Source organism: Burkholderia sp. 22PA0106 (assembly GCF_047497155.1).
GTDB lineage: Bacteria > Pseudomonadota > Gammaproteobacteria > Burkholderiales > Burkholderiaceae > Burkholderia.
The window spans coordinates 3,931,521-3,956,862 of sequence record NZ_CP163163.1 but is presented as its reverse complement, the minus strand read 5'-3'; the positions used below and the strand labels follow the sequence as shown (position 1 = coordinate 3,956,862).

The 25,342-nt window shown below is 66.0% G+C and carries 23 protein-coding genes; 6 read left to right on the top strand and 17 right to left on the bottom strand.

The features are described 5' to 3' along the window. Window positions 1-8: 8 nt before the first annotated feature. The 9 genes from AB4850_RS32680 to AB4850_RS32640 all read right to left on the bottom strand — a co-directional run bounded on the left by AB4850_RS32680 (window position 9) and on the right by AB4850_RS32640 (window position 11,861). A complete protein-coding gene (locus AB4850_RS32680) occupies window positions 9-1,808 on the bottom strand; it encodes an ABC transporter permease subunit (RefSeq protein ID WP_414443524.1) in 1,800 nt (599 codons plus the stop codon). 4 nt (window positions 1,809-1,812) lie between these two features. Then, window positions 1,813-2,868: a branched-chain amino acid ABC transporter permease gene (locus AB4850_RS32675; RefSeq protein WP_414443523.1), complete on the bottom strand. Its 1,056-nt coding sequence runs from the start codon at window positions 2,866-2,868 to the stop codon at window positions 1,813-1,815. Between the two features lie 126 nt (window positions 2,869-2,994). Then, entirely contained in the window at window positions 2,995-4,152 is a 1,158-nt protein-coding gene (locus tag AB4850_RS32670; protein ID WP_414443522.1) for an ABC transporter substrate-binding protein, read from the bottom strand. An 878-nt stretch (window positions 4,153-5,030) separates the two neighbouring features. Then, entirely contained in the window at window positions 5,031-6,005 is a 975-nt protein-coding gene (locus tag AB4850_RS32665) for a branched-chain amino acid ABC transporter permease (protein WP_414443521.1), read from the bottom strand. After that, window positions 6,005-6,889, bottom strand: a complete 885-nt coding sequence (locus tag AB4850_RS32660) for a branched-chain amino acid ABC transporter permease (protein ID WP_414443520.1) — start codon at window positions 6,887-6,889, stop codon at window positions 6,005-6,007. The genes AB4850_RS32665 and AB4850_RS32660 overlap by 1 nt, the downstream gene beginning before the upstream one ends. A 100-nt stretch (window positions 6,890-6,989) precedes the next feature. Next, window positions 6,990-8,192 carry an ABC transporter substrate-binding protein gene (locus AB4850_RS32655; RefSeq protein ID WP_414443519.1) on the bottom strand — a complete coding sequence of 401 codons (1,203 nt, stop codon included), beginning with the start codon at window positions 8,190-8,192 and terminating at the stop codon, window positions 6,990-6,992. An 86-nt stretch (window positions 8,193-8,278) separates the two neighbouring features. Then, the gene (locus AB4850_RS32650; RefSeq protein ID WP_414445682.1) at window positions 8,279-9,040 is read right to left on the bottom strand and encodes an ABC transporter ATP-binding protein; all 762 of its coding nucleotides are present in this window, start codon (window positions 9,038-9,040) and stop codon (window positions 8,279-8,281) included. A gap of 38 nt (window positions 9,041-9,078) precedes the next feature. Continuing rightward, entirely contained in the window at window positions 9,079-9,858 is a 780-nt protein-coding gene (locus tag AB4850_RS32645; RefSeq protein WP_414443518.1) for an ABC transporter ATP-binding protein, read from the bottom strand. Window positions 9,859-10,169: 311 nt separating this feature from the next. Further along, window positions 10,170-11,861 carry a GMC family oxidoreductase gene (locus AB4850_RS32640; protein WP_414443517.1) on the bottom strand — a complete coding sequence of 564 codons (1,692 nt, stop codon included), beginning with the start codon at window positions 11,859-11,861 and terminating at the stop codon, window positions 10,170-10,172. A 135-nt stretch (window positions 11,862-11,996) separates the two neighbouring features. Here AB4850_RS32640 and AB4850_RS32635 point away from each other — a divergent pair, with 135 nt between their 5' ends. After that, on the top strand, window positions 11,997-12,896 hold the full coding sequence (locus tag AB4850_RS32635) for a LysR family transcriptional regulator (RefSeq protein WP_414443516.1): 900 nt from the start codon (window positions 11,997-11,999) through the stop codon (window positions 12,894-12,896). Between the two features lie 228 nt (window positions 12,897-13,124). Next, window positions 13,125-13,655, top strand: coding sequence for a class IV adenylate cyclase (locus AB4850_RS32630; protein ID WP_414443515.1), 531 nt, complete (start codon window positions 13,125-13,127; stop codon window positions 13,653-13,655). An 83-nt stretch (window positions 13,656-13,738) separates the two neighbouring features. Here AB4850_RS32630 and AB4850_RS32625 read toward each other — a convergent pair whose 3' ends face one another. After that, window positions 13,739-14,230 (bottom strand): Lrp/AsnC family transcriptional regulator, encoded by a 492-nt coding sequence (locus tag AB4850_RS32625; RefSeq protein ID WP_414443514.1) that lies wholly within the window; start codon window positions 14,228-14,230, stop codon window positions 13,739-13,741. Between the two features lie 139 nt (window positions 14,231-14,369). Here AB4850_RS32625 and phhA point away from each other — a divergent pair, with 139 nt between their 5' ends. Both phhA and AB4850_RS32615 read left to right on the top strand, forming a co-directional pair. Continuing rightward, on the top strand, window positions 14,370-15,281 hold the full coding sequence (gene phhA / locus AB4850_RS32620; RefSeq protein WP_414443513.1) for a phenylalanine 4-monooxygenase: 912 nt from the start codon (window positions 14,370-14,372) through the stop codon (window positions 15,279-15,281). Window positions 15,282-15,318: 37 nt separating this feature from the next. Beyond that, complete coding sequence (locus AB4850_RS32615) at window positions 15,319-15,684, top strand: 4a-hydroxytetrahydrobiopterin dehydratase (RefSeq protein WP_414443512.1); 366 nt, start codon at window positions 15,319-15,321, stop codon at window positions 15,682-15,684. A 232-nt stretch (window positions 15,685-15,916) separates the two neighbouring features. Here the strand turns inward: AB4850_RS32615 and AB4850_RS32610 are convergent, their stop codons facing one another. Then, window positions 15,917-16,147 carry a DUF3717 domain-containing protein gene (locus tag AB4850_RS32610; RefSeq protein ID WP_414443511.1) on the bottom strand — a complete coding sequence of 77 codons (231 nt, stop codon included), beginning with the start codon at window positions 16,145-16,147 and terminating at the stop codon, window positions 15,917-15,919. A gap of 107 nt (window positions 16,148-16,254) precedes the next feature. On the opposite strand from AB4850_RS32610, the gene AB4850_RS32605 reads away from it, so the two are divergent. Continuing rightward, window positions 16,255-16,947, top strand: coding sequence for a response regulator (locus AB4850_RS32605; RefSeq protein WP_414443510.1), 693 nt, complete (start codon window positions 16,255-16,257; stop codon window positions 16,945-16,947). A 112-nt stretch (window positions 16,948-17,059) separates the two neighbouring features. After that, entirely contained in the window at window positions 17,060-18,625 is a 1,566-nt protein-coding gene (locus tag AB4850_RS32600) for a sensor histidine kinase (protein WP_414443509.1), read from the top strand. Between the two features lie 81 nt (window positions 18,626-18,706). On the opposite strand, the gene AB4850_RS32595 is transcribed toward AB4850_RS32600, so the two are convergent. The 6 genes from AB4850_RS32595 to AB4850_RS32570 form a co-directional block, all read right to left on the bottom strand. Beyond that, a complete protein-coding gene (locus AB4850_RS32595; protein WP_414443508.1) occupies window positions 18,707-19,267 on the bottom strand; it encodes an SET domain-containing protein in 561 nt (186 codons plus the stop codon). Window positions 19,268-19,536: 269 nt separating this feature from the next. After that, window positions 19,537-20,649, bottom strand: a complete 1,113-nt coding sequence (locus tag AB4850_RS32590) for an NADH:flavin oxidoreductase/NADH oxidase (RefSeq protein ID WP_414443507.1) — start codon at window positions 20,647-20,649, stop codon at window positions 19,537-19,539. Window positions 20,650-20,841: 192 nt separating this feature from the next. Further along, window positions 20,842-21,552 (bottom strand): glutamine amidotransferase, encoded by a 711-nt coding sequence (locus AB4850_RS32585; RefSeq protein ID WP_414443506.1) that lies wholly within the window; start codon window positions 21,550-21,552, stop codon window positions 20,842-20,844. Between the two features lie 40 nt (window positions 21,553-21,592). After that, window positions 21,593-22,234 carry a MarR family winged helix-turn-helix transcriptional regulator gene (locus tag AB4850_RS32580; protein ID WP_414445681.1) on the bottom strand — a complete coding sequence of 214 codons (642 nt, stop codon included), beginning with the start codon at window positions 22,232-22,234 and terminating at the stop codon, window positions 21,593-21,595. Between the two features lie 514 nt (window positions 22,235-22,748). Next, a complete protein-coding gene (locus tag AB4850_RS32575; RefSeq protein ID WP_414443505.1) occupies window positions 22,749-23,864 on the bottom strand; it encodes a YbdK family carboxylate-amine ligase in 1,116 nt (371 codons plus the stop codon). A 57-nt stretch (window positions 23,865-23,921) separates the two neighbouring features. Further along, the gene (locus AB4850_RS32570) at window positions 23,922-25,136 is read right to left on the bottom strand and encodes a cation:proton antiporter (protein ID WP_414443504.1); all 1,215 of its coding nucleotides are present in this window, start codon (window positions 25,134-25,136) and stop codon (window positions 23,922-23,924) included. Window positions 25,137-25,342 lie beyond the last annotated feature (206 nt).

Sequence of the window (25,342 nt, the reverse complement as noted above, 5' to 3'; positions counted from 1 at the left end):
CGTCGCCATCACTCCACCCCGCCGAGATACGCTTCGAGCACCACCGGATCGCGCCGAACCTCGTCGGGCCCCCCTTCCGCGATGCGCGTGCCGAACTCCATGACGACGAGCCGATCGGCCAGATTCATCACGAAATCCATGTCGTGCTCGACCAGCAGCACGCTGATGCCCTCGTCGCGCAACCGGCGCAGCAGTTCGTCCAACTGCTGTTTCTCCTGATAACGCAGCCCGGCAGCCGGCTCGTCGAGCAACAGCAGCGTTGGATCGCAGCACAGCGCGCGAGCAATTTCGACGATCCGCTGCTGCCCCAGCGCCAGGCTGCCCGCCTCCTCGTCCATCTGCGCGCCGAGCCCGACGCGCCGCAATTGCGTAGCCGCCTCGGCCAGCAGGCGTGCTTCCTCATGCGCGTTGAGCCGCGCGATGCTGCGCCAGACGCCGGCCGTGCCACGCAGGTGTGCGCCGATCGCGACGTTCTCCAGCACAGTCATGCCGGGCAGCAGCTTCACATGCTGGAAGGTGCGGCCGATCCCGCGCCGCACGATTTCACGTGAAACCATCGAATCGATCCGCTCGCCACGGAAGCGAATCGTGCCGCCCGTGGCGTGTGAGACGCCCGTGACCAGATTGAACGTCGTGGATTTTCCCGCGCCGTTCGGGCCGATCAGGCCAACGATCTGTCCCGCTTTGACCTCGAAACTGATGTCATTGACGGCGACCAGGCCGCCGAACGTCTTGCGTACCCGCGCCACTTCGAGCAGCGATTCGCCGAGCGCAGGCCTTGCGCGACGCGGCAATGGTTCGGCCGATTCCAGCGCTCTCGCCTGCCGGCCGCGCGACGGCAGCCAACCGCCCAAGCGCCGCACGAGAAACGGCCATGCGCCGTCGCGCGCCGTCTGCAACAGCACCACCATCAGCACGCCGAACACGATGATCTCGAAGTTGCCGTCCTGGCCGAGCAGCCTGGGCAGCAACGATTGCAGCCAGTCCTGAAGCACGGTGAGGATGGCCGCGCCGAGCAACGCGCCCCAGACATGCGCCGCACCGCCCACCACGGCCATGAACAGGAACTCGATGCCATGGTTCAGCCCGAACGGGGTCGGATTCACGGAGCGCTGCAAGTGCGCGTAGAGGAAGCCCGACACGGCCGCCAGCACGGCCGCGTAGACGAAGATCGTCACGCGCATCCAGGCGGTATTCACGCCCATCGCCTCGGCCATCACGGCACCGCCGCGCAGCGCACGGATCGCCCGGCCTGGCCGGCTGTCCAGCAGATTGCGCACCGACACGACGGCCGCCAGCACCACGAGCCAGATCAGGTAATAGAGGCTGCGGCCCGTGTCGAACGTGAGGCCCGGCACGTGCAGCGCCGGGATGCCGTTGATGCCGTCGTACTTGCCGAGCCACGCCAGATTGCCGAACAGGTAGAACAGCGCGAGGCCCCAGGCGATCGTGCCGAGCGGCAGGAAATGGCCCGACAGCCGCATCGTCACGGCGCCGAGCACCAGTGCGACGAGCGCCGTCAGCACCACGCCGGCTGCCAAACCGAGCCACGGCGAGAGGCCACAGGCGGTGCTCAGATAGGCCGTGGCATACGCACCGATGCCGACGAACGCGGCCTGCCCGAAGCTCGTCATGCCGCCGATGCCGGTCAGCAACACGAGGCCGATCGCGACGATCGCGTCGAGGCCGATGGTGTTCAGCAGCGTGATCCAGAACTCGGGAATCCGTAGCGCCCCGGGCAGCACCGGCAACGCGAACAGCACCAGCACGAACGCCACGAACAGGCGATGGCGAAGCAGCGTCTTCATCGCGTCAGCCCTCCTCGTCCTCGCCCTGCGGCGACGTCAGGCTGCGCCAGAGCAGCACCGGAATGATCAACGTGAACACGATCACCTCCTTGTACGCACTGGCCCAGAACGACGAATACGATTCGAGCAGGCCCACCAGCACCGCGCCGGCCGCCGCGAGCGGGTAGCTGACCAGCCCGCCGATGATCGCGCCAACGAAGCCCTTGAGCCCGATCAGGAAGCCCGAGTCGTAATAGACCGTCGTCAGCGGCCCGACCAGAATCCCGGACAGCACGCCGAGCGCCGACGACAACGTGAACGCGAGCCGCCCCGCCTGGATCGTGCCGATCCCGACCAATTGCGCGCCGAGCCGGTTCACCGAGGTCGCGCGCAGCGCCTTGCCCGCAATCGTGCGGCCGAAGTACAGGGCCAGCGCGGCGATCATCGCAAGCGCCGTGACGATCACCACCACGCTCTGCACCGAGATCGTCTGCGTGCCGAATGCGAGCTGCGCATCGGAGAACGCCGCCGTGCGCGAACCTTCCGCGCCGAACATCACGAGGCCCAGCCCCACCATCGCGAAATGCACCGCAACCGACACGATCAGCAGCACCAGCGTGCTCGCCTCCGCGATCGGCTGATAGGCGAGCCGATAGACGAACGGCCCCATCGGCACGACGATCGCCAGCGTCAACGCGATCTGGGCCAGCATCGGCAACGCCGCTGCGGCCGTTGCATGCGCCACGGCGAACACGGCGACCGGCATCAGTACGCAACGCCCGGCCAGCGTCGTCAACGTGCGGCCGAGCGCATGGCGGCGTTCGCGATGCCGGATCAACGCGGCCACGTCGAGCACGAAGCAGGCGACGCCGAGCACGACGAGCAGCCAGCAGGTCGCCGGCACCTTCTGTGTCTGCAACGCGGCCAGCGTCAGCGCGCCAAAGGCCACGAACTCGCCCTGCGGGATGAAGATCACGCGCGTCACGGAAAACACCAGAACCAGCGCCAGCGCGAGCAACGCGTAGATCGCACCGGTCGTGATGCCGTCCTGCGCGAGAATCAGCGCTATCGAAAGATCCATGCGATCGAATCCGGTTGGGTCGGAAATCGGCGATAGAAACGGCAGCAAACATGGAAGCGAATACAGGAGTCGCCCGCCAGGCAAAGCGCACACCGCAATGTTTCACATGAAACATTGCGGCAGCGATCAATCGGCCTGGAGCTTCCACTTGCCGTCGACGATCTGCACCATCACGCGGGCGCGGGCATCGAAGCCGTTGTGATCGGCCGGCGTGGTGTTGAACACGCCGTGCGACGCAGGCAGGTTGCGGAGGTTTTCGAGCGCCGTGCGCAGCGCTTCACGGAATGCCGGCGTGCCCGGCTTGCCGGCCTTCAACGCGTCGGGAATCGCCCGCTGCAACATCAGCCCGGCGTCCCACATATGGCCGCCGAAGGTCGATAGCGAGCCAGCACCATACGCAGCCTCATAGGCCGCCTTGTAGGCCAGCGCGGGTGTCTTCACGGCGTTCGAATCGGGCAACTGGTCGGCAACCAGCACCGGGCCGGCCGGCAGCAGTTCGCCATCGCAATCCTTGCCGCAGACGCGCAGGAAATCGTTGTTGGCCACGCCGTGCGTCTGATAGACCTTGCCCGCGTAGCCGCGCTCCTTGAGCGTCCTGGCAGGCAGCGCGGCCGGCGTGCCGGCCCCGGCGATCAGCACCGCATCGGGCCGCGTGGCGAGCAGCTTCAGCACCTGCCCGGTGACCGAGGTGTCCGGACGGTTGTAGCGCTCGTTGGCGACAACGCGGATGCCGTTCGCGGCGGCCGCCGCCGTGAACACGGTCGACCAGCCGTCGCCGTAGGCATCGGCGAAGCCGATAAAGCCGACCGTCTTCACGCCGTGCTTGGCCATGTAGCCCGCGATCGCGTCGGCCATCAGCCGGTCGTTCTGCGGCGTCTTGAACACCCACGCGCGCTTCGCATCCATCGGCGCGATGATCTGCGCGCTGGCGGCCAGCGAGATCATCGGGGTGCGGCCCTGCGCGGCGACATCGATCATGGCCAGCGAGTTCGGCGTGATCGTCGAACCGACGATCGCATCGACGTGATCCTCGTCGATCAGCTTGCGGGTGTTCTGCACGGCGCGGCTCGAATCCGATGCGTCGTCGAGCACGATGTAGCGGATCGCCTGCCCGCCGATTGTTTTCGGCAGCAGCGCGACCGTGTTCTTCTCGGGGATGCCGAGCGACGCACCCGGCCCCGTGGCCGACACCGATACGCCCACCGTCACCTGCGCCACCGCAGCCGTCACGCCGCATGCCAGGCCCGCCGCCAGCAGCGTCAGCGTCCATCGCTTGATCGTCATGCCTTGTCTCCCCGCGTTGTTCGTTCTGGTCGAAATCATCGTGCCGGCCGTCGCCCTGCTCTCGGCGCAATCGACAGCCATCGTTCGGTGCGACGGCCCATCGCGCGGGCAATAAAAAGGCGCGTTACGAAGCACGCGCCCTGTTCGATCGATTGCCGCTGTCACGATGCCGGCCGGCTCTGCAAAACGTTCGACGCGGCAACCAGCGATCGCACATGGATCACGTAGCAACCGCTCCAGAGCCTCGCCACGGCCCTCGCGACACGCGCCGAAGATCTTCCCATCGGCGGCCCGGCAAGCCCGTGCCAACCCGCCTCCGTCATCCGCCGAGGCACCCCGCCAGATCACGCCCACGACGAATCCGGAGCGATGCGCAGACACACCGGAAACCCCACGCTTTATCCAATCGAATGCTTGGCGAAAGCGAGTGTAGCGGCCGCCACGCGCGCGCGACAAACCGGGTAAACGGCAAGAAGCCGAAACCGGAGAACGAGCGAAAACGGGGGAAATTCAGGGAAACGAAGAAAAAACGGAAGGGGAACGAAACAGGAAGCAATGCCGGAAAACCGGATGCGCAAACCGCCGCGCCAAATGAAAAAGCGCTGTTGGATTCCGTCCAACAGCGCTTTGGGGCCGGGCACTGAGTGCCTCGATTGTCTCCTCGTTCTCCACCTGCAAAATCGGGTTCGCGGTGCAGCAGAACAGGAACGAAGATTAAACAAGCGTGGAATTACGAGCAACCTAGCATTTACCCCTATGGTGCATCGCCGCACGGAAATTGGGCACAATTCCCGGCAACGAGGCGTCCATTTGACGGGCGTTCGCGGCCGTTTCACGCAGCACGCACCGCGCGCCGGCCGCCGCTTTGACGCTGCGCATCACGACGTCCGGAGCGGCTTTACGCGCGCCACGATCTCGCCGACGATGCCGCGCCGAAACGCCAGCACGCAGGCGATGAAGATCAACCCGGTGACGATCGAGGTCGATTCGCCAAGTGAGCGGAACCAGTCCACGCCGGTAACCGAGGCGAGCCAACTGCCGATATCGCCGAGCCGCTCCTCCAGCGCGACGATCAGCGCCGCGCCGAGCAACGGGCCGAACAGCGTGCCCATGCCGCCCACCAGCGTCATCAGGATCACGAGGCCGGACATGGTCCAGTACGCGTCGCCGAGCGTCTCGAAGCCGAGCACCACCACCTTCAGCGCGCCGGCCAGCCCGGCCAGCGCCGCCGACAGCACGAACGCCAGCAGCTTGAAGCGATCGGTGTCGTAGCCGAGCGAGATCGCGCGCGGCTCGTTCTCCTTGATCGCCACCAGCACCTGGCCGAACGGCGAATGGACGATCCGCACGATGCCCATCGCCGCGAACGCCACCACCACCAGCACCACGTAGTAGAGCGTCAGGTCCTGCGACAGATCGAGCAGGCCGAACAGCCGGCCGCGCGCCACGCCCTGCAGGCCGTCCTCGCCGTGCGTGAACGGCGCCTGCAGGTAGACGAAGTAGATCATCTGCGCGAACGCCAGCGTGATCATCGCGAAATAGATGCCCTGCCGGCGAATCGCGAACAGGCCCACCACCAGCCCCACCAGCGTGGCCGCCGCGGTGCCGGCCGCCACGCCCAACTCGGGCGTGAAGCCGAGCGTCTGGATCGTGTAGCCGGTCAGGTAACCGGCCGTGGCGAGGAACATCGCATGGCCGAACGACAGCAGGCCGGTATAGCCGATCAGCAGGTTGAAGGCGGCCGCGAACAGCGCGAAGCACATCACCTTCATGACGAACAGCGGATAGGCGCCGATGAACGGCGCGCACGCGAGGCCGATCAGCAGCAGGCCGTAGAGCACTTTTCTCTGCATCATCTTTCCTTGCCGAACAGGCCCGCCGGGCGAACCAGCAGCACCAGCGCCATGATCACGAACACCACGGTGGCCGATGCCTCGGGATAGAACACGCGCGTGAAACCCTCGATCACGCCGAGCAGCAGGCCGGTGACGATCGAGCCGAGGATCGAGCCCATCCCGCCGATCACCACCACCGCGAACACGGTGATGATCATCGATTGCCCCATCAGCGGCGAGACCTGGATCACCGGCGCGGCCAGCACGCCGGCAAACGCGGCCAGCGCCACGCCGAAGCCGTAGGTGAGCGTGATCATGCGCGGCACGTTCACCCCGAACGCCTCGACCAGCTTCGGGTTCTCGGTGCCGGCGCGCAGGTACGCGCCCAGGCGCGTCTTCTCGATCACGAACCAGGTGACGAGGCACACCGTCAGCGAGGCCACCACCACCCAGGCGCGGTAGTTCGGCAGGTACATGAAGCCGAGATCGGTCGCGCCGCTCAGCAGCGCCGGCACGTCGTACGGCTGGCCCGACGCGCCGTAGATCGAACGGAACACGCCCTCGATCACCAGCGTCAGGCCGAACGTCAGCAGCAGGCCGTACAGATGATCGAGCCGGTAGAGCCAGCGCAGCATGGTCTTTTCGATCAGGATGCCGAACAAGCCGACCACCAGCGGCGCGATCGCCAGCATCGCCCAGTACGGCAGCCCGAAATAGTTGAGCCCCATCCACGCGAGCATCGCGCCCAGCATGAACAGCGCGCCGTGCGCGAAATTGATCACGTTGAGCAGCCCGAAGATCACCGCGAGCCCCAGGCTCAGGATCGCGTAGAACGAGCCGTTGACGAGGCCGAGCAGCAACTGGCTCAGCATCGCCGACAACGGAATGCCAAAGATGTTCATCGAATCTGCCGTCTGTTAGGGGTGCGCAACACATGCGCCGCCGGCTCACCGTGGTGGCCGGCGGCGCACGCGCATCACCGGACGCTGCGAACGAGCCGGCTTACTTCCACAACGCGCAGCGCGATTCCTGCTTGGTGCCGTAGGCCTGATCGCCCGGGATCGTCGCGAGGATCTTGTAGTAGTCCCAAGGTTCCTTCGATTCCGACGGCTTCTTCACTTCCATCAGGTACATGTCGTGGATCATGCTGCCGTCCTGGCGCACGTAGCCCTTCGCGTAGAAGTCGTCGATCTTGGTCTTCTTCAGTTGCGCCATGATCTTGTCGGCGTCGGTCGAACCCACCGCCTGCACGGCCTTCAGGTAGTTCGTCACCGAGGAATAATCGGCGGCCTGCAGGCTCGACGGCATCTTCTTGGTCTTCGCGAAATAGCGCTGCGCCCACTTGCGCGAGGCGTCGTCGCGGTTCCAGTACCAGCTGTCGGTCAACACCAGGCCCTGCGTGGTGTCGAGGCCCAGGCTGTGGATGTCGTCGATGAACACCAGCAGCGCGGCGATCTTCATGCTCTTGGTGATGCCGAACTCCTTGGCGGCCTTGATCGCGTTGACGGTGTCGCCGCCCGCGTTGGCCAGGCCGAGGATCTGCGCCTTCGAGGCCTGCGCCTGCAACAGGAATGACGAGAAATCCGACGCCGACAACGGATGGCGCACCGCGCCGAGTACCTGCCCGCCGTTGGCCTTGACCACGTCCGAGGTGTTCTTTTCCAGCGCCTTGCCGAACGCGTAATCGGCGGTCAGGAAGAACCAGGTCTTGCCGCCCTGCTTCGTGACGGCCGAGCCGGTGCCCTTGGCGAGCGCCATCGTGTCGTAGGCGTAATGCACCGTGTACGGCGTGCACTGCTCGTTGGTCAGCGTGTCGGCGCCGGCGCCGATGTTGATGTACACGCGCTTCTTCTCGGCCGCGACCTGGTTCATCGACAGCGCCGTGGCCGAATTCGTGCCGCCCACCAGCAGGTCGAGGCCGTCGCGGTCCATCCACTCGCGCGCCTTCGAGGCGGCGATGTCGGCCTTGTTCTGGTGATCCGCATACACCAGCTCGATCGGCTTGCCGTTCACCTTGCCGCCGAAATCCGCGATCGCCATGCGGATCGCTTCGAGGCCGCCCTGCCCGTCGATATCGGCATACAGCCCGGACAAATCGGTGATGAAGCCGATCTTCACCGCATCGGCCGCGTGCGCCGGGCCGGAAGCGGCCGCGGCGGCGAACGCGGTGACGAGACACGCGCGCGCGAGGGTCCTCAGTTTCATTGACGTCTCCTGGTGTGATGCATTTGTGGTTGTGGTTGTAGAGCGCGACCGCCGCCGCGCGTGGCGGCAACGGTGCGCCCGGCACGTCAGACGCCGAGCAGCGCGTGCAGCACGGGCATCTTGCCTTCGAGTTGCGCCGCCTCGAAATGCTCGACGATGCGGCCATGCTCCATCACGTAGAAGCGGTCGGCGAGCGGCGCGGCAAAGCGGAAGTTCTGTTCGACCATCACGATCGTGTAGCCGCGCGCCTTCAGCGCGACGATCATGCGCGCGAGCGTCTGCACGATCACGGGCGCGAGGCCCTCGGCAATCTCGTCGAGCAGCAGCAGGTTCGCACCGGTGCGCAGGATGCGCGCCACCGCCAGCATCTGCTGCTCGCCGCCCGACAGGCGCGTGCCCTGGCTGTGCCGGCGCGTCGCCAGGTTCGGAAACAGCGCGTAGATCTCGTCGAGCGACATCGCGTTCTCGCGCGGCCCGACCGCCGGCGGCAGCAGCAGGTTCTCCTCGCACGACAGGCTGGAAAAGATGCCGCGCTCCTCCGGGCAATAGCCCACCCCGCCGTGCGCAATGCGGTGCGTGGGCAGCGCGATGGTTTCGCGGCCCGCGATCCGGATCGAACCGCGCCGCCGGCCCGTCAGGCCCATGATGGCGCGCAGCGTGGTGGAGCGGCCCGCGCCGTTGCGGCCCAGCAGCGTGACCACCTCGCCGCGCCCGACCGTCATCTCCACGCCGTGCAGGATGTGCGATTCGCCGTACCACGCTTCGAGATCGTGGATCGCCAGCGCCGGCACCGCCTGCGCGTCGACCACCTTCATCGACGCATCGAAGGCCGCGGCCGCGCCGTGCATCGAGCCGGCCAGCGCCGGTTCCCGCCGTTCGCCCGCGCTCATCCGTGCGCCCCCGTCAGCGCCGCGTCGGCGCTGCCCATGTAGGCCTCGATCACCAGCGGATTCTTCGATACTTCGGCGTACGCACCTTCGGCCAGCACCTCGCCGCGTTGCAGGACGGTGATGGTGTCGGAGATGCCGGCGATCACGTTCATGTTGTGCTCGACCATCAGGATCGTGCGCCCGGCCGATACTTTCTTGATCAGTGCGGTGACGCGATCGACGTCCTCGTGGCCCATGCCCTGGGTCGGCTCGTCGAGCAGCATCAGTTCGGGCTCCATGGCAAGCGTGGTGGCGATCTCCAGCGCGCGCTTGCGGCCGTAGGCCAGCTCGACGGTGCGCACATGCGCGAAATCGGTCAGGCCGACCTGGGTCAGCAGATCCATCGCTCGATCGTCGAGCCGGCGCAGCGACCGCGCGCTGCGCCAGAAATGGAACTCGCTGCCAAGCGTGCGCTGCAGGCCGACGCGCACGTTCTGCAAGGCAGTCAGATGCGGGAATACCGCCGAGATCTGGAACGAGCGGATGATGCCGCGCCGCGCGATTTGCGACGGCCGCTCGCGCGTGATGTCGAGGCCGTTATAGACGATCTGCCCGGCGGTGGGCTTCAGGAATTTGGTGAGGAGATTGAAGCAGGTGGTCTTGCCCGCGCCGTTCGGGCCGATCAACGCGTGGATCGAGCCGCGCCGCACCCGCAGGTTGACGCCGCCGACCGCGGTGAAGCCGCGGAATTCCTTGGTCAGCCCGCGCGTCTCGAGAATCGTGTCGCCGAGAATCATGTCCGCTTCCGTCCGATATGACGCGAAACACCGCAAAAATCTCGCACGAGCCACTGCGCCGCCGCACGTCGATGCGGCCTGCCCCCGAGCCAGGCGCCGGCATCCGGCATCGACGCGCGTGCGTCGGCACGCATGCCTGCTGCGCAGCATTGTCGCGCCGTTGGTGCAGTGCATTCATCGGGATTTGCACTGAGAGATCGCGTTATGCGCGGGCGCGCCGGTTGCGATGGCGCGCCGCGGCATTGCCGGAAACCTCGATTGCGGGACGGATTGTGGTGGGCTATCGCGGGCGCGTTCGGCGTTCGCGTCAATCAGACGGCAGCGACCGACGACGCGATAGCCCCCGTCGGCGCGATCACGTTCTCGACAGCGGCCCCGCCACGCCGGTCCGCGCGAATCATCTCGCTCGCGCGTTCGGCAATCATCAGCGTCGGCGAATTGGTGTTGCCCGACGTGATCAACGGCATGACCGACGCATCGACGACGCGCAACCCCGCCACGCCACGCACGCGCAGGCGGCTGTCGACCACGGCCTGCGGATCGTCGGCGCGGCCCATCCGGCAGGTGCCCACCGGATGAAAGATCGTGGTGCCCACCGCGCCGGCCGCCTCGGCAAGTTCGGCCTCGGTTTGATAGCGCGTGCCCGGCAGGATTTCCTCGGGCCGGTAGCGCGACAGCGCCGGCGCGGCCGCGATGCGGCGCGTCAGGCGCAGCGCGTTGGCGGCCACGCGCCGGTCTTCCTCGGTCGACAGGTAGTTCGGTGCGATGTTAGGCGCCGCGAACGGGTCGGACGACGCGATATGGATGCTGCCGCGCGAGCTCGGCCGCAGGTTGCAGACCGATGCGGTGAACGCGTCGTAGCGGTGCAGCGGCTCGCCGAAACGGTCGAGCGACAGCGGCTGCACGTGATATTCGAGATCGGCGCGCGCCATCGACGGATCGGAACGCGTGAACACGCCGAGCTGCGACGGTGCCATCGCCATCGGCCCGCTTTGCCGCAACAGGTATTCGGCACCGATCGCGAGCTTGCCCCACCAATGCGCCGACAAGGTATTGAGCGTGCGCACGCCCGACACGCGAAACGCGCTGCGCAACTGTAAGTGGTCCTGCAGATTTTCGCCGACGCCGGGCAGATCGCATTGCACCTCGATGCCGAGCGTGCGCAGGCGCTGCGCGTCGCCGATGCCGGACAACTCCAGCAGCGCCGGCGAATTGACCGCGCCCGAGGCCACGATCACCTCGGCGCGCGCGTGCGCCACGAACGCCTGGCCGCCGCCGCGATACGCCACGCCACGGCATCGCGCGCCCTCGAACACCAGCCGCTCGGCCTGCGCGCCGGTGATGATGGTGAGGTTCGGGCGCGACAGCGCGGGCCGCAGGAACGCCTTCGACGCGTTCCAGCGCACGCCGCGTTTCTGGTTCACCTCGAAGTAGCCGACGCCGGTGTTGTCGCCTCGGTTGAAATCCTCAGTGGCCGGCACGCCGGTTTGCTGCGCGGCCTGCGAGAACGCTTCGAGGATCTCCCAGCGCAGCCGCTGCTTCTCGACGCGCCACAAGCCGCCCGCGCCGTGCGCGTCGCTCGCGCCGCCGTGGTGATCCTCGCTGCGCCGGAACACCGGCAGCACCGCATCCCAGGCCCAGCCCGCGTCGCCCGTCAGGCGTGCCCAATCGTCGTAATCCTCGCGCTGGCCGCGCATGTAGATCATGCCGTTGATCGACGACGACCCGCCCAGCACGCGCCCGCGCGGATACGACAGCGCGCGGCCGTTGAGGCCGGCTTCCGGTTGTGTCTTGTAGAGCCAATCGGTGCGCGGGTTGCCGATGCAGTAGAGATAGCCGACGGGGATATGGATCCAGTGATAGTCGTCCTTGCCGCCGGCTTCGAGCAGCAGCACCGACACGTCGGAATCCTCACTGAGGCGGTTCGCCAGCACGCAGCCTGCCGTGCCCGCGCCGACGATCACGTAATCGAATTCACCTTCGAGCGTGCGGGGGGATGTCACGATCTGTCTCCTTTCGTTTTTGGCGCTGCACGTGCGGCTTGCCGGCAGCGAATGCATCGAAGCGTACCCGCGCGCCGCGATCCGAATCCAATGAGTTATGCTGAACAGCTTTATAAGCCGCGCTAATATCGCTCGATGGATCTGATCCTGCTCCGTGCGTTCGCCACGGTGGCCCGCGAAGGCAACCTGACGCGCGCCGCCGCCCGCCTGTGCCTGACGCAGCCCGCCGTCAGCCTGCAGATCAAGCATCTGCAGCTAACGCTTGGCGTGGTGCTGTTCACGCGCACCTCGCGCGGCCTGGTGCTGACACGCGATGGCCAGGCGCTGCTGCCGCACGCGGAGCGCGCGCTGTCGGCCGCCCACGACGTGCAACGCGCGGCCAGCGCGCTGCGCCAGGAAGTGCGCGGCCGGCTGCGGATCGGCACCGTGCTCGATCCCGAATTCCTGCGTTTGGGCGGTTTTCTGCGACAACTCGTCGAAACCTATCCGCAGATCGAAACCGAGCTGCGCCACGGCATGTCGGGCTGGGTGCGCGAGGCCGTGCGGGCGCGCGAGCTCGATGTCGGCTATTCGATCGGCCGCCCCGACGACGACGATCCGCTCGACGGCGTGCTGTTCCACACGCTGACGCTGACCCGCTACCAGTACCGCGTGATGGCGCCGGCCGGCTGGAAGGAGCGCGTGCAGCGCGCCCGCGACTGGCGCGCGCTGGCCGCGCTGCCGTGGATCTGGACGCCGCCCTCCTCGGCCCATCACCGGCTGCTGTCGCGCCGCTTCGCCGAGGCCGGCGTGCAACCGGTGAAGGTGGCGGAAGTGGATCAGGAACCGTCGATGCTCGATCTCGTGAAATCGGGCGTGGGGCTGTCGCTGGTGCGCGATTCGATCGCGCTGCGCGAGGCGCATGCCCATGCGCTGGTGATCGTCGAGCCGGTCAGCGTGCCGACCGAGCTGACCTTCATGACTTTGGCCGATCGGCGCGAGGAACCGGTGATCGCCGCGGCGCTGCGGCTGGTCGAGCAACAATGGGCCGGATAGCGTCGAAGCCCCGCCGGGCGGGGTTCCGCCTGCGCGTTATCAACAATTTCCTCACCTTTAAACGGTGAGGATAAAAAACAAAAATTCCTCACCACTCCGGATTTTTCCTCACCTTTCGCGGCGCGCGTTTGCCCTGCCGTTCGTCAGGCGTCACGCCACGGACCCGGAGTTTTTGTTAGATTCATCACCCACCCAGGCGATTCGATCGCCAAGACCGAGGAGAACTGCATGGCACGCAACATCGAGATCAAGGCCCGCGTCAGCGACTTTGACGCCCTGCGCGACAAGGCGGCATCGCTCGCCACCGACGCCCCGCTGTTCTACCGTCAACAGGATTTCTTCTACGACGTGCCGCGCGGCCGGCTCAAGCTGCGCCGCTTCGACGACAACACCCCGCCCGAACTGATCTTCTACCAACGCGACGACCGCGACGGCCCGAAGGTGTCGTACTACACGCGCAGCCCGGTCACCAACCCCGAAGCGATGCACGCGCTGCTGGCCACCGCACTGACCACGCGCGGCATCGTCAGCAAGGAACGTCACGTCTATCTGGTCGGCCGCACGCGCATCCATCTGGATCGCGTCGACGGGCTGGGCGATTTCATCGAACTGGAAGTGCTGCTGGCCGAGGATGACGAGGAAGCCGGCGGCGAGGCCGAGGCGCACGAGATGTTCGCCAAGCTCGGCGTGCCGGCCGAGGCGTTGGTGGCGGTGGCCTATGTGGACCTGCTGAACGCGCCGGAGGCGGCGGCCGCCTGAACCCGGCAACAAGGCAATAACGCAGCAAGGCAATGACCGGGTGGGGCCGCCCCCGCCCGGTGTCACGATCCGGCGCGCCCCGCTCAGGCGGGCGCCGCGCCCGGCTCCAGGTGCGACAGCGGCAGCGGCCCGTTGCGCTTGAAGGTGGTCAGCACGATGTTCGAGCGCACGCTGTCCACGCCCGGCACGCGCATCAGCTTCTTCATGACGAACGACGACAGCGCGTTCAGGTCCGGCGCCACGATCCGCAGCAGATAATCCGCATCGCCCACCACCGCGTGGCATTCGAGCACCTCGGCCAGCAGGTCGATCTCCTGCTGGAACTGCTCGATGATCGAATCGCCGTGATGCTTGAGCTTCAGGCTCGTGAACGCGGTCACGCCCAGCCCGAGCCGCTCGGGGCGCAGCACCACGCGATAGCCGTCGATCACGCCGGCCGATTCGAGCCGCTGCAGGCGGCGGCCGATCTGCGATGGCGACAGCGGCACCTGCTCGCCGAGCTGCTGGTGGGTGGCACGGCCAAAGCGCTGCAACACGTCGAGCAGCGCCAGATCGAAGTGATCGAGTTCCAACATGAAAATTCTCCGCACGAATTCCGATTTAGATGCACGATTATCGCATTAACTCGCGATTTCACGTCGAGATTGCGCCCATCCCGCGCGTTGTCCGCTCTACACTGGCATTCATCGTCACCGCTTGAACAGAGAGCCAGCCATGTCCACCGTCGTCACCGCGAAGCTGCAGGAGCAGTTCGACGCGGGTCTCGAAACCCGCGCCGATTTCACGATCGATCAGCCATTCGAGCGCTACAGCCGGGTGGATCACGCGGTGTGGGCAACGCTTTACGCACGTCAGACCGCCCTGCTCGAAGGCCGCGCGGCCGACGCGTTCGTGGCCGGCATGAAGCGCCTGACGCTGCCGGCCGATCGCGTGCCGTCGTTCGAGGACGTGAACCGCCAATTGAAACCGGCCACCGGCTGGGAAATCGTCGCGGTGCCGGGCCTGGTGCCCAGCGACGTATTCTTCGCACACCTTGCGAATCGCCGCTTTCCCGTGACCTGGTGGATGCGCCGCCCCGACCAGCTCGACTACCTTGAAGAACCGGATTGCTTCCACGATCTGTTCGGCCACGTGCCGCTGCTGATCGATCCGGTGTTCGCCGACTACATGCACGCCTATGGCCAGGCCGCGCTGGCCGTGGCCGACGATCCGGCCGCGCTGGCGCTGCTCGGCCGGCTCTACTGGTACACCGTGGAATTCGGCCTGATCCGCAGCCGGCAGGACCCGGACACCTTGCAGATCTACGGAGCGGGCATCGTGTCGAGCCGCGGCGAATCGGTCTACAGCCTCGAAAGCGATACGCCGAACCGGATCGGCTTCGACCTCGATCGCGTGATGCGCACCGCCTATCGCATCGACACGTTCCAGAAGACCTACTTCGTGATCGACGATTTCGAGCAACTGTTCGCGCTGGCCAAGGTCGATGCGCGCGCGCTGGCCCGCCGCCTGGCCGAGTTGAGCGAACACCCGGCCGGCGCGGTGCTCGATGGCGACCACGTGTTCCATCGCGGCACCGGCGAAGGCTGGGCCGAGCATGCCGATACGAGCGATCGCGTCGCGGCCTGAAGCCCGATCAAATCGGGCATCGCGCAAATATGGAAGAATGACCGGATCGGCGCGCCGCCCCTGGCAGGCGCGCCCCATCCGCAAACGAGGCCATCCCATGATTCACAAGCTCACATCGGAAGAACGCAAGACGCAACTCGCCACGCTGCCCCATTGGTCGTCCATCCCCGGGCGCGACGCGATCCAGCGCAGCCTGCGTTTCGCCGATTTCAACGCGGCGTTCGGCTTCATGACGCGCGTCGCGATCAAGGCGCAGGAAATGGATCACCATCCCGAGTGGTTCAATGTGTACAACCGCGTCGACATCACGCTCTCCACCCACGATGCCGACGGCCTGACCGAACGCGACATCGCGCTCGCGCACTTCATCGATCAGGCCGGCAGCGAGGCTCAGCTCGGTTGATCAGGGGACCGAACCTTCGCACCCAACCCGACACCTTGCCGACAGGCACCTGACATCCCCAAGACAAACTGCACGAGCCGCCACGCGAGCGTCATACTGATACGGTCCCGACGTTCCGCATCCTTCATACGAACCGGCGCGTGGCAAGGTGCAAAAACAGAACGCGCGTCAACGCCGAAGCGTGGACGCGCGTTTCTTGATTCAGAAAGATTGCGCGAAGCGGTGCCGGCTGTCAGTTTTCCAGGCCGTTCGTGAGGCGCGTGTAAGACTCCCAGGCACGACGTGCGATGGGGTCCAAACCTTCCAGTTTCAGTGCGCCTTGCCGCTGTACAATCAGCAACGCATACGGCCTGGAAAGCGCGCTCGCTTCTTCGCACAATCTGAGTTCGTCGCCGCTGGACGGCGAACGGGCGCGCCAGAAATTGATCGCGGCTTCGAGTTCGTAGATCGAGATGTCGGACATAGTTGGAATTTCGTTCGCTAGCCGCCTTGCTGTCGTCGGCCACGCGACATGCTGTTGGAAACGGCGTCGTGCTGTCCCAGCCAACCCATTGTACTTGAGCGAATCTCATGCGACTCCTCCTCATCGAAGACGACCGCCCCATCGCACGCGGCATCCAGAGCAGTCTCGAACAATCCGGCTTCACGGTCGACATGGTTCACGACGGCATTTTCGCCGAGCAGGCACTCGCCCAGAATCGCCATGAGCTGGTGATCCTCGATCTGGGCTTGCCCGGTATCGACGGCATGACGCTGCTGTCGCGCTTCCGTCAGACCAATCGCCACACGCCGGTGATCATCCTCACCGCCCGCGACGAGCTGAACGATCGCGTGCAGGGCCTGAATTCGGGCGCCGACGACTACATGCTCAAGCCGTTCGAGCCGGCCGAACTCGAGGCGCGCATCCGCGCCGTGATGCGCCGCAGCGGCCCGCACAGCGACATGCCGCGTCCGGAAGTCTCGCTCGGCGGCGTGCGCCTGTCGGGCGTCGATCGCCGCATCTTCAACGACGACAAGCCGCTCGAACTGTCGCCGCGCGAATTCGCCGTGCTCGAAATGCTGCTGCTGCGCCACGGCCGCGTGGTCAGCAAGGCCCAGTTGCAGGATCACCTGACGCACTTCGGCGGCGATCTCGGCGACACCGCGATCGAAGTCTATGTGCACCGCGTGCGCAAGAAGCTCGAACAGTGCCGTGTGGAAATCGTCACGGTGCGCGGCTTCGGCTACCTGCTGCAGGAAATCCGCCAGCCGGCGAGCGTCTGACGCCCGCCCCGGGAGCGCAGGCGGCATGCCCGCCGCGTTCCTGCCGGCACGCTTGCGAACACCACGCCCGGCCCTGTCGCCGGGCGCTTCTTTTTGATGGTTGACCGACGCGATGTCCACTGACCCGGCCGCTTCCAGCCTGCGCCGCTCGCTGCTGCGCCGCCTCGCCGCCCCGCTGTCGATGCTGGCGCTGATGAGCGGCCTGATCGCCTATTGGCTCGCCTGGCAATACACGCAGCATGTGATCGACCGCTCGCTGGCCGATCTGGCCACCGCCATCTCCAAACAGATCCAGATCGCCGGGCCGGACGCGCCGTTTACCGTGCCGCCGCTCGCGCAGGCGATGTTCTCCGATCCGGCCGAGCAACTGATCTACCGCATCAGCGACGGCGAGCACGAACTGGCCGGCGATCCGCGCCTGCCGCTGCAAGGCACCAGCGTGCGCCGCATGCATTACGCCTACGTGTTCGAGGCCGATTACGAAGGCCAGGCCGTGCGCGTCGCCCAGGTGCGTGTCGAGCAGACCGACAACGGCAATCCGATGATCGTCGAGGTCGCGCAGCCGGTGCGGCACCGCTACCAGATTGCCGCCGAATTCCTCGTGGCGATCATGATGCCGTTGCTGTTGCTGCTGCTGGCCGGCTGGGGGATCGTCTGGCGCGTCGTGAATCAGCAGTTGGGGCCGCTCACGCATCTGGCCGATTCGCTGAACCGGCAGACTCACACCTCGCTCGAACCGGTCGACGAAACCGACGTACCGCTCGAAATCCGCCCGCTGACGAGCGCCATGAACGCGCTGCTGGGCCGCCTGAAGACGGCGCTCGATGCGCAGCGCAAGTTCATCGCCGACGCCGCGCACCAGTTGCGAACGCCGCTGACGGCCGTGAAGCTGCATGCCGAGCAGGCCGCCATTGCGCGCGATCCGCAGCAGACGCTGGCCGCCGTGCACGAACTGCGCGCGGCAGCCGATCGCGCGGTGCGGCTGTCGAATCAGTTGCTGTCGCTGGCGCGCGCCGAGCCTGGCGAACAGGCGGCCCGTTTCGTCGAGGTGGATCTGGCCGCGCTGGCGTTCGAGACGGGCGCCGAATGGGTGCCCCGCGCGCTCGCCGCGCACGTCGACCTCGGCTTCCAGACCTGCGACGACACCGCCTCCGCATCTTCTCCGGACTGCCAATCGATTCACGGCGACGACGCGGACGCCGACGACCTGCCGCCCGACGAATTCGATCTGGCCAACGTGGAGCCGCTGATGGTGCGCGGCAACCCGGTGCTGCTGCGCGAGGTGATTGCGAACCTGCTCGACAACGCCCTGAAGTACGTGCCGCTGACACGCCCCGACGGCGCGCGGATCACCGTGAACGCCGCGCAGGTCACGCTGCCGAACGGGCGCATCGCGGGCGAGATCGTGGTGGAGGACAACGGCTCGGGCGTGCCGCAAGGCCAGCAGGCAGACCTGTTCAAGCGCTTCTTCCGTGGCGATGCGCAGAGCGGCAACGGCGTGGAGACGGGCGCGGGCCTCGGCCTCGCGATCGTCTACGACATCATCGCGATGCATGACGGCGATGTGCTGTATGCCGATGCGCCGGAAGGCGGCTCGCGCTTCATCGTGCGGATTCCGCTGGCGAGCAAGCCGGAGGCGACGGCCAAGGCCACCGATTCGCCAGCGCAACACGGCTGAACGCTGAAAATCGGCCCGCAAAACGCATGACGGCGCATCGCGCGCCGTCATGGATTGTCTGACTGTCAGCCGCCCGGACGCTTACTTCTTCTTCGCGCCCTTCTCCTTGCGCTCGGCCTTTTCGGTCTTCTCGGCCTTCGCTTCCTTCTCGGCCTTGGCCTTCTTCGACTTCTTCTTTTTCTTCTTGTCCGATTCGTCGTTGACCGCCAGCAGCGTGCCGCGGCAGGTGCTCGCGCCGCAATGGCACGCGTACTCGCGCTTCAGTTCCTTGGTCAGCTTCTCGTCGATCACGAGGCCGTAATCGTAGAACAGCTCCTCGCCGGCTTCGAGGTCGCGCAGCGCGCGGATATGCACGCGGCCGGCGGTTTCCTCGGCTTCGCAGTTCGGCGCGCAAGAGTGGTTGATCCAGCGCGCGCTGTTGCCGTCGACCTTGCCGTCGATCACGTCGCCGCCTTCCAGCGCGAAGTAGAACGTGTGATTCGGATCGCTCGGGTCGTGCGGATGACGGCGCAGCGCCTCCTTCCAGGAGATCCGCTCGCCTTTGTATTCGACCACGCGCTCGCCCGTCTTGATCGGCGCGGCCGCGAATACGCCCTTGCCGTGAACGCCGGAACGGCGCACGACGATCCTGCGTGAACTCATCGATGAATCCTTGTGAAGACGATGGATGACGCGAAGGCGGCGGCAAGCCGGCCGCCGTCCGCATGCGGCGCGCGATCTGCGTCGCGCGCGCGGAGGCGTCGAAGCGACGCGCCCGCGACGGGCCAACCGCATGCTACACGTTCGGGCTTGCTTCGTTCAACCGATCATGCGCGAACGGCATGGATCGGCGCGAATCGACACGACAACAGGCAGCTTGTCGCGTCGATCCGGCCCGCGTTGCGCGGGACGATGGGGGATTGCGGCAGGCTTCAGCGCTGGCCGAACGCCACGTCGCCGAACAACGCCTTCTGCTCGCGCGGCTGCGAGCGCCAATACTGCGGCGGAGCCGTCACGGTCGCGCCGAGTTCAGCGGCCGCATGCCACGGCCAGCGCGGGTCGTAGAGCATCGCGCGAGCCAGCGCGACGAAGTCGGCGTCGCCGTCGGCCACGATCTTCTCGGCCTGCGCCGCTTCGGTGATCAGGCCGACCGCGAACGCCGGCAGGTCGGCCGCATGACGCACGGCGCGCGCGAACGGCACCTGATAGCCCTGCGACAGCGGGATCTTCTGCAGCGGCGACACACCGCCCGACGACACGTCGATCCAGTCGCACCCGCGCGCCTTCAGCGCCTTCGCGAATTCGATGGTTTCGTCGAGCGTCCAGCCGCCGTCCACCCAATCGGTGGCCGATACGCGCACGCCCACCGGCCGATCGGCCGGAAACGCGGCGCGCACGATGTCGAAGATCTCCAGCGGGAAGCGCATGCGGTTTTCGAGCGAGCCGCCGTATTCGTCGTCGCGCCGGTTGGCCAGCGGCGACAGGAACTGATGCAACAGATAGCCGTGCGCGGCGTGCACTTCGAGCGCGTCGATGCCGAGCCGCGCGGCACGCTTGGCGGTGGCCTCGAACGCGCGGCGCACGCGATTCAGCGCAGCCGCGTCGAGCGCGAGCGGCGGCGTTTCGCCTTCCTTGTGCGGCACCGCCGAGGGCGCATGCGGCAACCAGCCGCCGTCGGCCACCTCGATCAACTGGCCGCCTTCCCAGGGCGCCTGGCTCGATGCCTTGCGGCCCGCGTGGCCGATCTGCATCGTGACGCGGATCGGCGAATGCTGCCGAATGGCGGCCAGCAGCGGCACGTAGGCGGCCTCGGTGGCGTCGTCCCACAAGCCGAGATCGCCCGGCGTGATGCGGCCATCCGGTTCGACGGCCACCACTTCGGTGCACAGCATCGATGCGCCCGACAGCGCGAGACTGCCAAGGTGAATCGTGTGCCAGGCGGTCGGCTCACCGCGTTCGGCCGAGTACTGGCACATCGGCGAGACGACGATGCGATTCGGCAATGTGATGCCGCGCAGGGTAAAGGGAGAAAACAGGACGCTCATCGCAGGCTGGCTCGCAACGGGGGGACGGAAGCGAACGAGGTTAGCACGCAGCGCACAAGGCTGCTGACGCCGCTCCGGGGGGGCAACCGAGGCCTTCCCCTGTCGAACGGCCGACGACGCCGCCAGCGGCCCCTTGAAGCAAAACGGCACGCGTTGGCGTGCCGTTTCGTGAGGGATGCCGACGATCGTCGATCAGAGCCCGACCGCGCCGAGCCATTCCGAGAACATGAGCGCAGCGGCCGGCATGAGCACGGGGCCGTGCAGCGCCGTGGCCGCACGCAACTGCCGGGCATCGACGCCGGACGCCGAGCCGATTTCGCTGGCATGGCCGATCAGCCAGGCCTCGAAGGTTTCGGTCGATATTTCCGGGTGGCATTGCAGCGCGAGGACATGCTGCCCCCACGAGAACGCCTGATGCGCGCAGTCGGGTGTGGCCGCCAAATGGATCGCGCCGGGCGGCAGATCGAACGTATCGCCGTGCCAGTGCAGCATCGAGGTGTGTTCGCCGGACAGATGCCGCAGCGGCGACGCTTCGCCGGCCGCCGTCAACGTGAGCGGCGCCCAGCCGATTTCCTTCACCTTGCCTGGATAGACCCGCGCGCCGAGCGCACGCGCGATCAGTTGCGCGCCGAGACAGATGCCGAGCGTCGGCAACCCCGCCTCGATGCGCCGGCGGATCAGTTCGACGAGCGGCGCGGTGGTCGGATAGAGATCGTCGTCGTAGGCGCTGATCGGCCCGCCGAGCACCACGAGCAACGACGGCTCGCAGGCGTCGAGCACCTCGACGCGCGACGTGCCGACATCGACATAACGGACACGCCGGCCGCGTTCGCCGAGCACGCGCTCGAAGCTGCCGAGATCCTCGAAGTGGACGTGGCGGATCGCCACGACTTCTGCATTCATCAAACCGGGCTCCGTCTGGCGCTCCACGCGCGGCGCCTTTTTACAGCTGCGCGAATATCTTCCAGGTTTTCTTCTGCGTCAGTGCGTCCGCTTCTTCATGCACGGTGCAGTCGAGGCGCAGATCGCTGTCGGCCATCGTCAGGTCGAGCAGCGAGCAACGGTACGATGCCTTGCGGCCGGTTTTACCCGGCTGGAAATGCTTGCAGGTCACGCACATGCGGTGTTGCGGCGCCTGGCCGGCCACCTGCAGCTCACGCATGACCTTCAGCAGCGCGCGGTACAGCGCGCCTTGCTCTTCGCCGCCGAGCACGCCCACGGCCTTCGACAGGAAATCGGGCCATTGCAGCGCCTTCTTGGCCGAAGTGCGGCCACGAGCGCTGAGGCGAACGGCGAGTGCGCGGCCATCGTCGAGCGCACGGCGCTTTTCCACGAGACCCTTGGTTTCGAGCGTGCTGACCGCATCGCTGGTGGTAGCCGCGGTCAACTGGGTTTCCCGGGCGATCTCGCCGAGACGCATCGGGCCCTTGCGCTGCAGCAACAGCACCAGGATTTCACCTTGCGTCGGCGTCAGACCCGCGCCTTCCGCCCAGTTCCATGCTTCGCTTCGCATGGCCGTACTCAATCGCAACAGGCTGTGGGTCACACGACCCGCTGCCTCGTTCCCGTAAACACCTTCGCTCATAGTCTTTTCGCTGTTGCCGGCCTCGGTTCGAACCGACGGCCTTTGTGGGGAGATCCGTGTCCAGCCTGCCATCGAGAATCGAGATGCAGTGTCCGGAACGGCGCACCGATGCCCGTTCACCATGACTGATACGCCATGAACCGGCCTGCGAACGCGATGCTATCCGGCACTGTCGTTCGCAAAGCCGACATTCTATGCGAGAGCAGAAAATCGCACAGCTAAGTTATCCAAATAAGTCTGTGGATAAAACCTGGATAACCGAAGCGTTTCGCTGTGCCATCAAGAACGACTCTCATGTGCACGTCGGGCGACTGCTTTCAATCGACAAACAACGGTGTGCCGGCGGGGAAGACGCGATCGTGCGCGAAACGCGCAGAGCCTTGAGTTTGCTGGGAAAGCGCCGGTTATCCACAAGCGCCCGATAAGAATTGCTTCAGACTACTATATTTGTTCGACCGGCCCGAAAGCCGGTCGGACTTTCTGCCGCAGATACCAGCGGCGGAAATAGTCTTTTTCACTCGCGCCAGCGCAAACATTGCTGACGAACTGTCTCGTTCAGCGACTTTTCCTGCTTGAACACGGTGCGCAACCACGATGCGTCATTTACACGCGCCTTCGCCTGCGCGCCGATTTCGTCAAGCGCGGCACGCGAGCCGAGCGCGGCGGCATGCGGTGCGAGACGGTCGAGCGTATCGAGGATGTCTTCGGCGATGGTGCGGCGCTCGCCCGTTTGCGGGTTCACGCAGGTGCCGTCCAGACCGAAGCGGCAGGCCTCGAACCGGTTGAACGTGTAGACCAGGTAATCGTCTTCGGACAGCTTCAGCGGCTTGTCGAGCAACAGATAGCGCGCCAGCGTCTGGATGTAGCAGGCGATCGCCGCGGCGCGATCGACCGACAGCGGCGTATCCATCACGCGAACCTCGATCGTGCCGAAGCCCGGCTTCGGGCGGATATCCCAGTAGAAGTCCTTCATGCTGTTGACCACGCCGGTGTTGACCATCTTCGAAAAGTACTCCTCGAAGCCATCCCAGGTCAGCGTGTACGGCGCGCGGCCCGACATCGGAAACGCGAACACCGAATTCAGGCGTGCTGAATGAAATCCGGTGTCCACGTTCTGCACGTACGGCGACGACGCCGACAGCGCGATGAAATGCGGGATATAGCGCGACATCGAATGCAGCAGGAACAGCGCGCTGTCGGCATCGGGGCAACCGATGTGCACGTGCTGGCCGAACACCGTGAACTGCTTGGCCAGATAGCCGTATAACTCGGACAGATACTGGAAGCGCGGCGCGTCGTAGATCTGCCGGTCGCTCCATTGCTGGAACGCGTGCGTGCCGCCGCCGGCGAGACCCACGTTGAGCTGGTCGGCCGCCTTCACGAGCACGTCGCGAATCGTGCGCAATTCGCCGAGCGCCTGCTCGTGCGAATGGCAGATGCCGGTCGACAGCTCGATCATGCTTTCGGTGATTTCCGGCGTGATGTTGCCGGGATGCGGCTCGTTTTCGATCAGCCGCATCAGGTCCGACGCCGCTTTGGTCAGGTCGTAGTTGTGCGTGTTGACGATCTGGATTTCCAGCTCGACGCCGAACGTGAACGGCTCGGAATTGTTGAAGGTTTCGAGTGCCATGGCAAATTCCGGATAACGGGTTGGGTGCCGCCGCGATCATGGCCGCGGCGGCGCCGATCAGTTGTCGTCGCGCCGTTCGCCCACCGCCGACAGGCTGCGATAGACGAAGGCCGGACCGACGAGCTGCAGCAGCACGATCGAACACATGACGACCGCGCGCAGGTGCGGATCGAAATTCGGATACGACTGATACGTGTCGTCCACCAGCAAGTAGGCCAGTGCCGACATCGGCGCCAGCGACAGGCCGAGCGCCACGCCCTGCTTCACGTTGATGCCGCTCTTCTTGGCGAACGCCACCACGCCGAGCAGCTTGGCGACCAGCCGCGTGGCGATCAGCACCAGCGCGATCAAGCCGCCGGTGGCGAGGTCGTGCCAGGTGAACGAAGTCAGCGTCAGCACGAACAGAATGACGGTCAGCAACCAGCCGGCCGTGCCGAAATGCTCGGGCCAGAGTTGCGGACGCACCTCGAGATTCTTCACGACGATGCCGGCCAGCAGCAAGGTCAGCACGGTCGACAACTTGAGCGCCTGCGCGACCGCGATCGCCAATACCACCAGGCCGAACAGCGCGACGAACGAATGCTCGTCACGCATGACCGGCGCGATGTGACGGAACAGGTAATTGCAGGCGCGTGCGAGCAGGTACGCGAGGATCATCGAACCGGCGATCAGATACAGCGGCTGCAGGATCGTCGCGAACACGTTGCCGAATTCCTCCTGGTGCAACCAGCTCGTCAGCAATTTCGTCAGGACCACCGAATACACGCTGTTAAGCGCCGTGAGCGTGAGCAGGCGTTGCGACACCTGCCCTTCCGCGCGCAGTTCGGTCTTGAGCTGGATCGCCATCGCCGGCGAGGTGGCCACCGCGATCGCGGCCAGCACGATCGACACCATGGCCGGCACGTTGAGCACCAACAGCACGGTGAGCACCAGCGCGAAGGTCAGCGTGGCCTCGGCCACGCTGGTGGCGATCAGCCAGGGGTTGCGGCGAATCCAGCGCAGGTCGAGCCGGCTGCCGAGTTCGAACAGCAGCAGCCCGAGCGCGACGTTGATCAGCAGGCGCGCGGTATTGCTGGTGCTGGCGTCGATCGCGCCGAACCCGGCCGACCCGGCGATCAGCCCGATGACGGCATAGCCGGTGACGCGCGGCAGGCGCCACGCGCGGTAACAGAGTTCGCCACAAAGGCCTGCTGCGAACAGCGCGATCCCGGCCCAGAACACGGCATCGGGAACAAACGGCCAATTCGGTAGAAACGAGAATGCCGACTTCATCGAGGTGAATTCTCCTATGCGAAGGCAACCGGCTGCGACGCTGGGTCGAGCGTATCGAACGAAATGGCGCGCTGGCTTGGCTGGTTGCCCCGTTGTTGTTGGTCTGGATCAGGGCGTCATGACACGGGATTTCCCGAATCGCGACGCATGAGGACGCTGTTCGGGAGATGGCCGATCTGACTGCCGGCCTGGCGTGATGGAAACAG

What these genes read in the sequence shown, in the direction of transcription:
- AB4850_RS32575 (WP_414443505.1), bottom strand. Translation starts at nt 23,864, where the DNA reads ATGGCACTCGAAACCTTCAACAATTCCGAGCCGTTCACGTTCGGCGTC.
- AB4850_RS32570 (WP_414443504.1), bottom strand. Translation starts at nt 25,136, where the DNA reads ATGAAGTCGGCATTCTCGTTTCTACCGAATTGGCCGTTTGTTCCCGAT.
- AB4850_RS32660 (WP_414443520.1), bottom strand. Translation starts at nt 6,889, where the DNA reads ATGAACATCTTTGGCATTCCGTTGTCGGCGATGCTGAGCCAGTTGCTG.
- AB4850_RS32580 (WP_414445681.1), bottom strand. Translation starts at nt 22,234, where the DNA reads ATGAGCGAAGGTGTTTACGGGAACGAGGCAGCGGGTCGTGTGACCCAC.
- AB4850_RS32615 (WP_414443512.1), top strand. Translation starts at nt 15,319, where the DNA reads ATGACCGGATCGGCGCGCCGCCCCTGGCAGGCGCGCCCCATCCGCAAA.
- AB4850_RS32625 (WP_414443514.1), bottom strand. Translation starts at nt 14,230, where the DNA reads ATGTTGGAACTCGATCACTTCGATCTGGCGCTGCTCGACGTGTTGCAG.
- AB4850_RS32605 (WP_414443510.1), top strand. Translation starts at nt 16,255, where the DNA reads ATGCGACTCCTCCTCATCGAAGACGACCGCCCCATCGCACGCGGCATC.
- AB4850_RS32610 (WP_414443511.1), bottom strand. Translation starts at nt 16,147, where the DNA reads ATGTCCGACATCTCGATCTACGAACTCGAAGCCGCGATCAATTTCTGG.
- AB4850_RS32635 (WP_414443516.1), top strand. Translation starts at nt 11,997, where the DNA reads ATGGATCTGATCCTGCTCCGTGCGTTCGCCACGGTGGCCCGCGAAGGC.
- AB4850_RS32630 (WP_414443515.1), top strand. Translation starts at nt 13,125, where the DNA reads ATGGCACGCAACATCGAGATCAAGGCCCGCGTCAGCGACTTTGACGCC.
- phhA (WP_414443513.1), top strand. Translation starts at nt 14,370, where the DNA reads ATGTCCACCGTCGTCACCGCGAAGCTGCAGGAGCAGTTCGACGCGGGT.
- AB4850_RS32590 (WP_414443507.1), bottom strand. Translation starts at nt 20,649, where the DNA reads ATGAGCGTCCTGTTTTCTCCCTTTACCCTGCGCGGCATCACATTGCCG.
- AB4850_RS32670 (WP_414443522.1), bottom strand. Translation starts at nt 4,152, where the DNA reads ATGACGATCAAGCGATGGACGCTGACGCTGCTGGCGGCGGGCCTGGCA.
- AB4850_RS32655 (WP_414443519.1), bottom strand. Translation starts at nt 8,192, where the DNA reads ATGAAACTGAGGACCCTCGCGCGCGCGTGTCTCGTCACCGCGTTCGCC.
- AB4850_RS32665 (WP_414443521.1), bottom strand. Translation starts at nt 6,005, where the DNA reads ATGCAGAGAAAAGTGCTCTACGGCCTGCTGCTGATCGGCCTCGCGTGC.
- AB4850_RS32600 (WP_414443509.1), top strand. Translation starts at nt 17,060, where the DNA reads ATGTCCACTGACCCGGCCGCTTCCAGCCTGCGCCGCTCGCTGCTGCGC.
- AB4850_RS32675 (WP_414443523.1), bottom strand. Translation starts at nt 2,868, where the DNA reads ATGGATCTTTCGATAGCGCTGATTCTCGCGCAGGACGGCATCACGACC.
- AB4850_RS32585 (WP_414443506.1), bottom strand. Translation starts at nt 21,552, where the DNA reads ATGAATGCAGAAGTCGTGGCGATCCGCCACGTCCACTTCGAGGATCTC.
- AB4850_RS32680 (WP_414443524.1), bottom strand. Translation starts at nt 1,808, where the DNA reads ATGAAGACGCTGCTTCGCCATCGCCTGTTCGTGGCGTTCGTGCTGGTG.
- AB4850_RS32595 (WP_414443508.1), bottom strand. Translation starts at nt 19,267, where the DNA reads ATGAGTTCACGCAGGATCGTCGTGCGCCGTTCCGGCGTTCACGGCAAG.
- AB4850_RS32650 (WP_414445682.1), bottom strand. Translation starts at nt 9,040, where the DNA reads ATGCACGGCGCGGCCGCGGCCTTCGATGCGTCGATGAAGGTGGTCGAC.
- AB4850_RS32645 (WP_414443518.1), bottom strand. Translation starts at nt 9,858, where the DNA reads ATGATTCTCGGCGACACGATTCTCGAGACGCGCGGGCTGACCAAGGAA.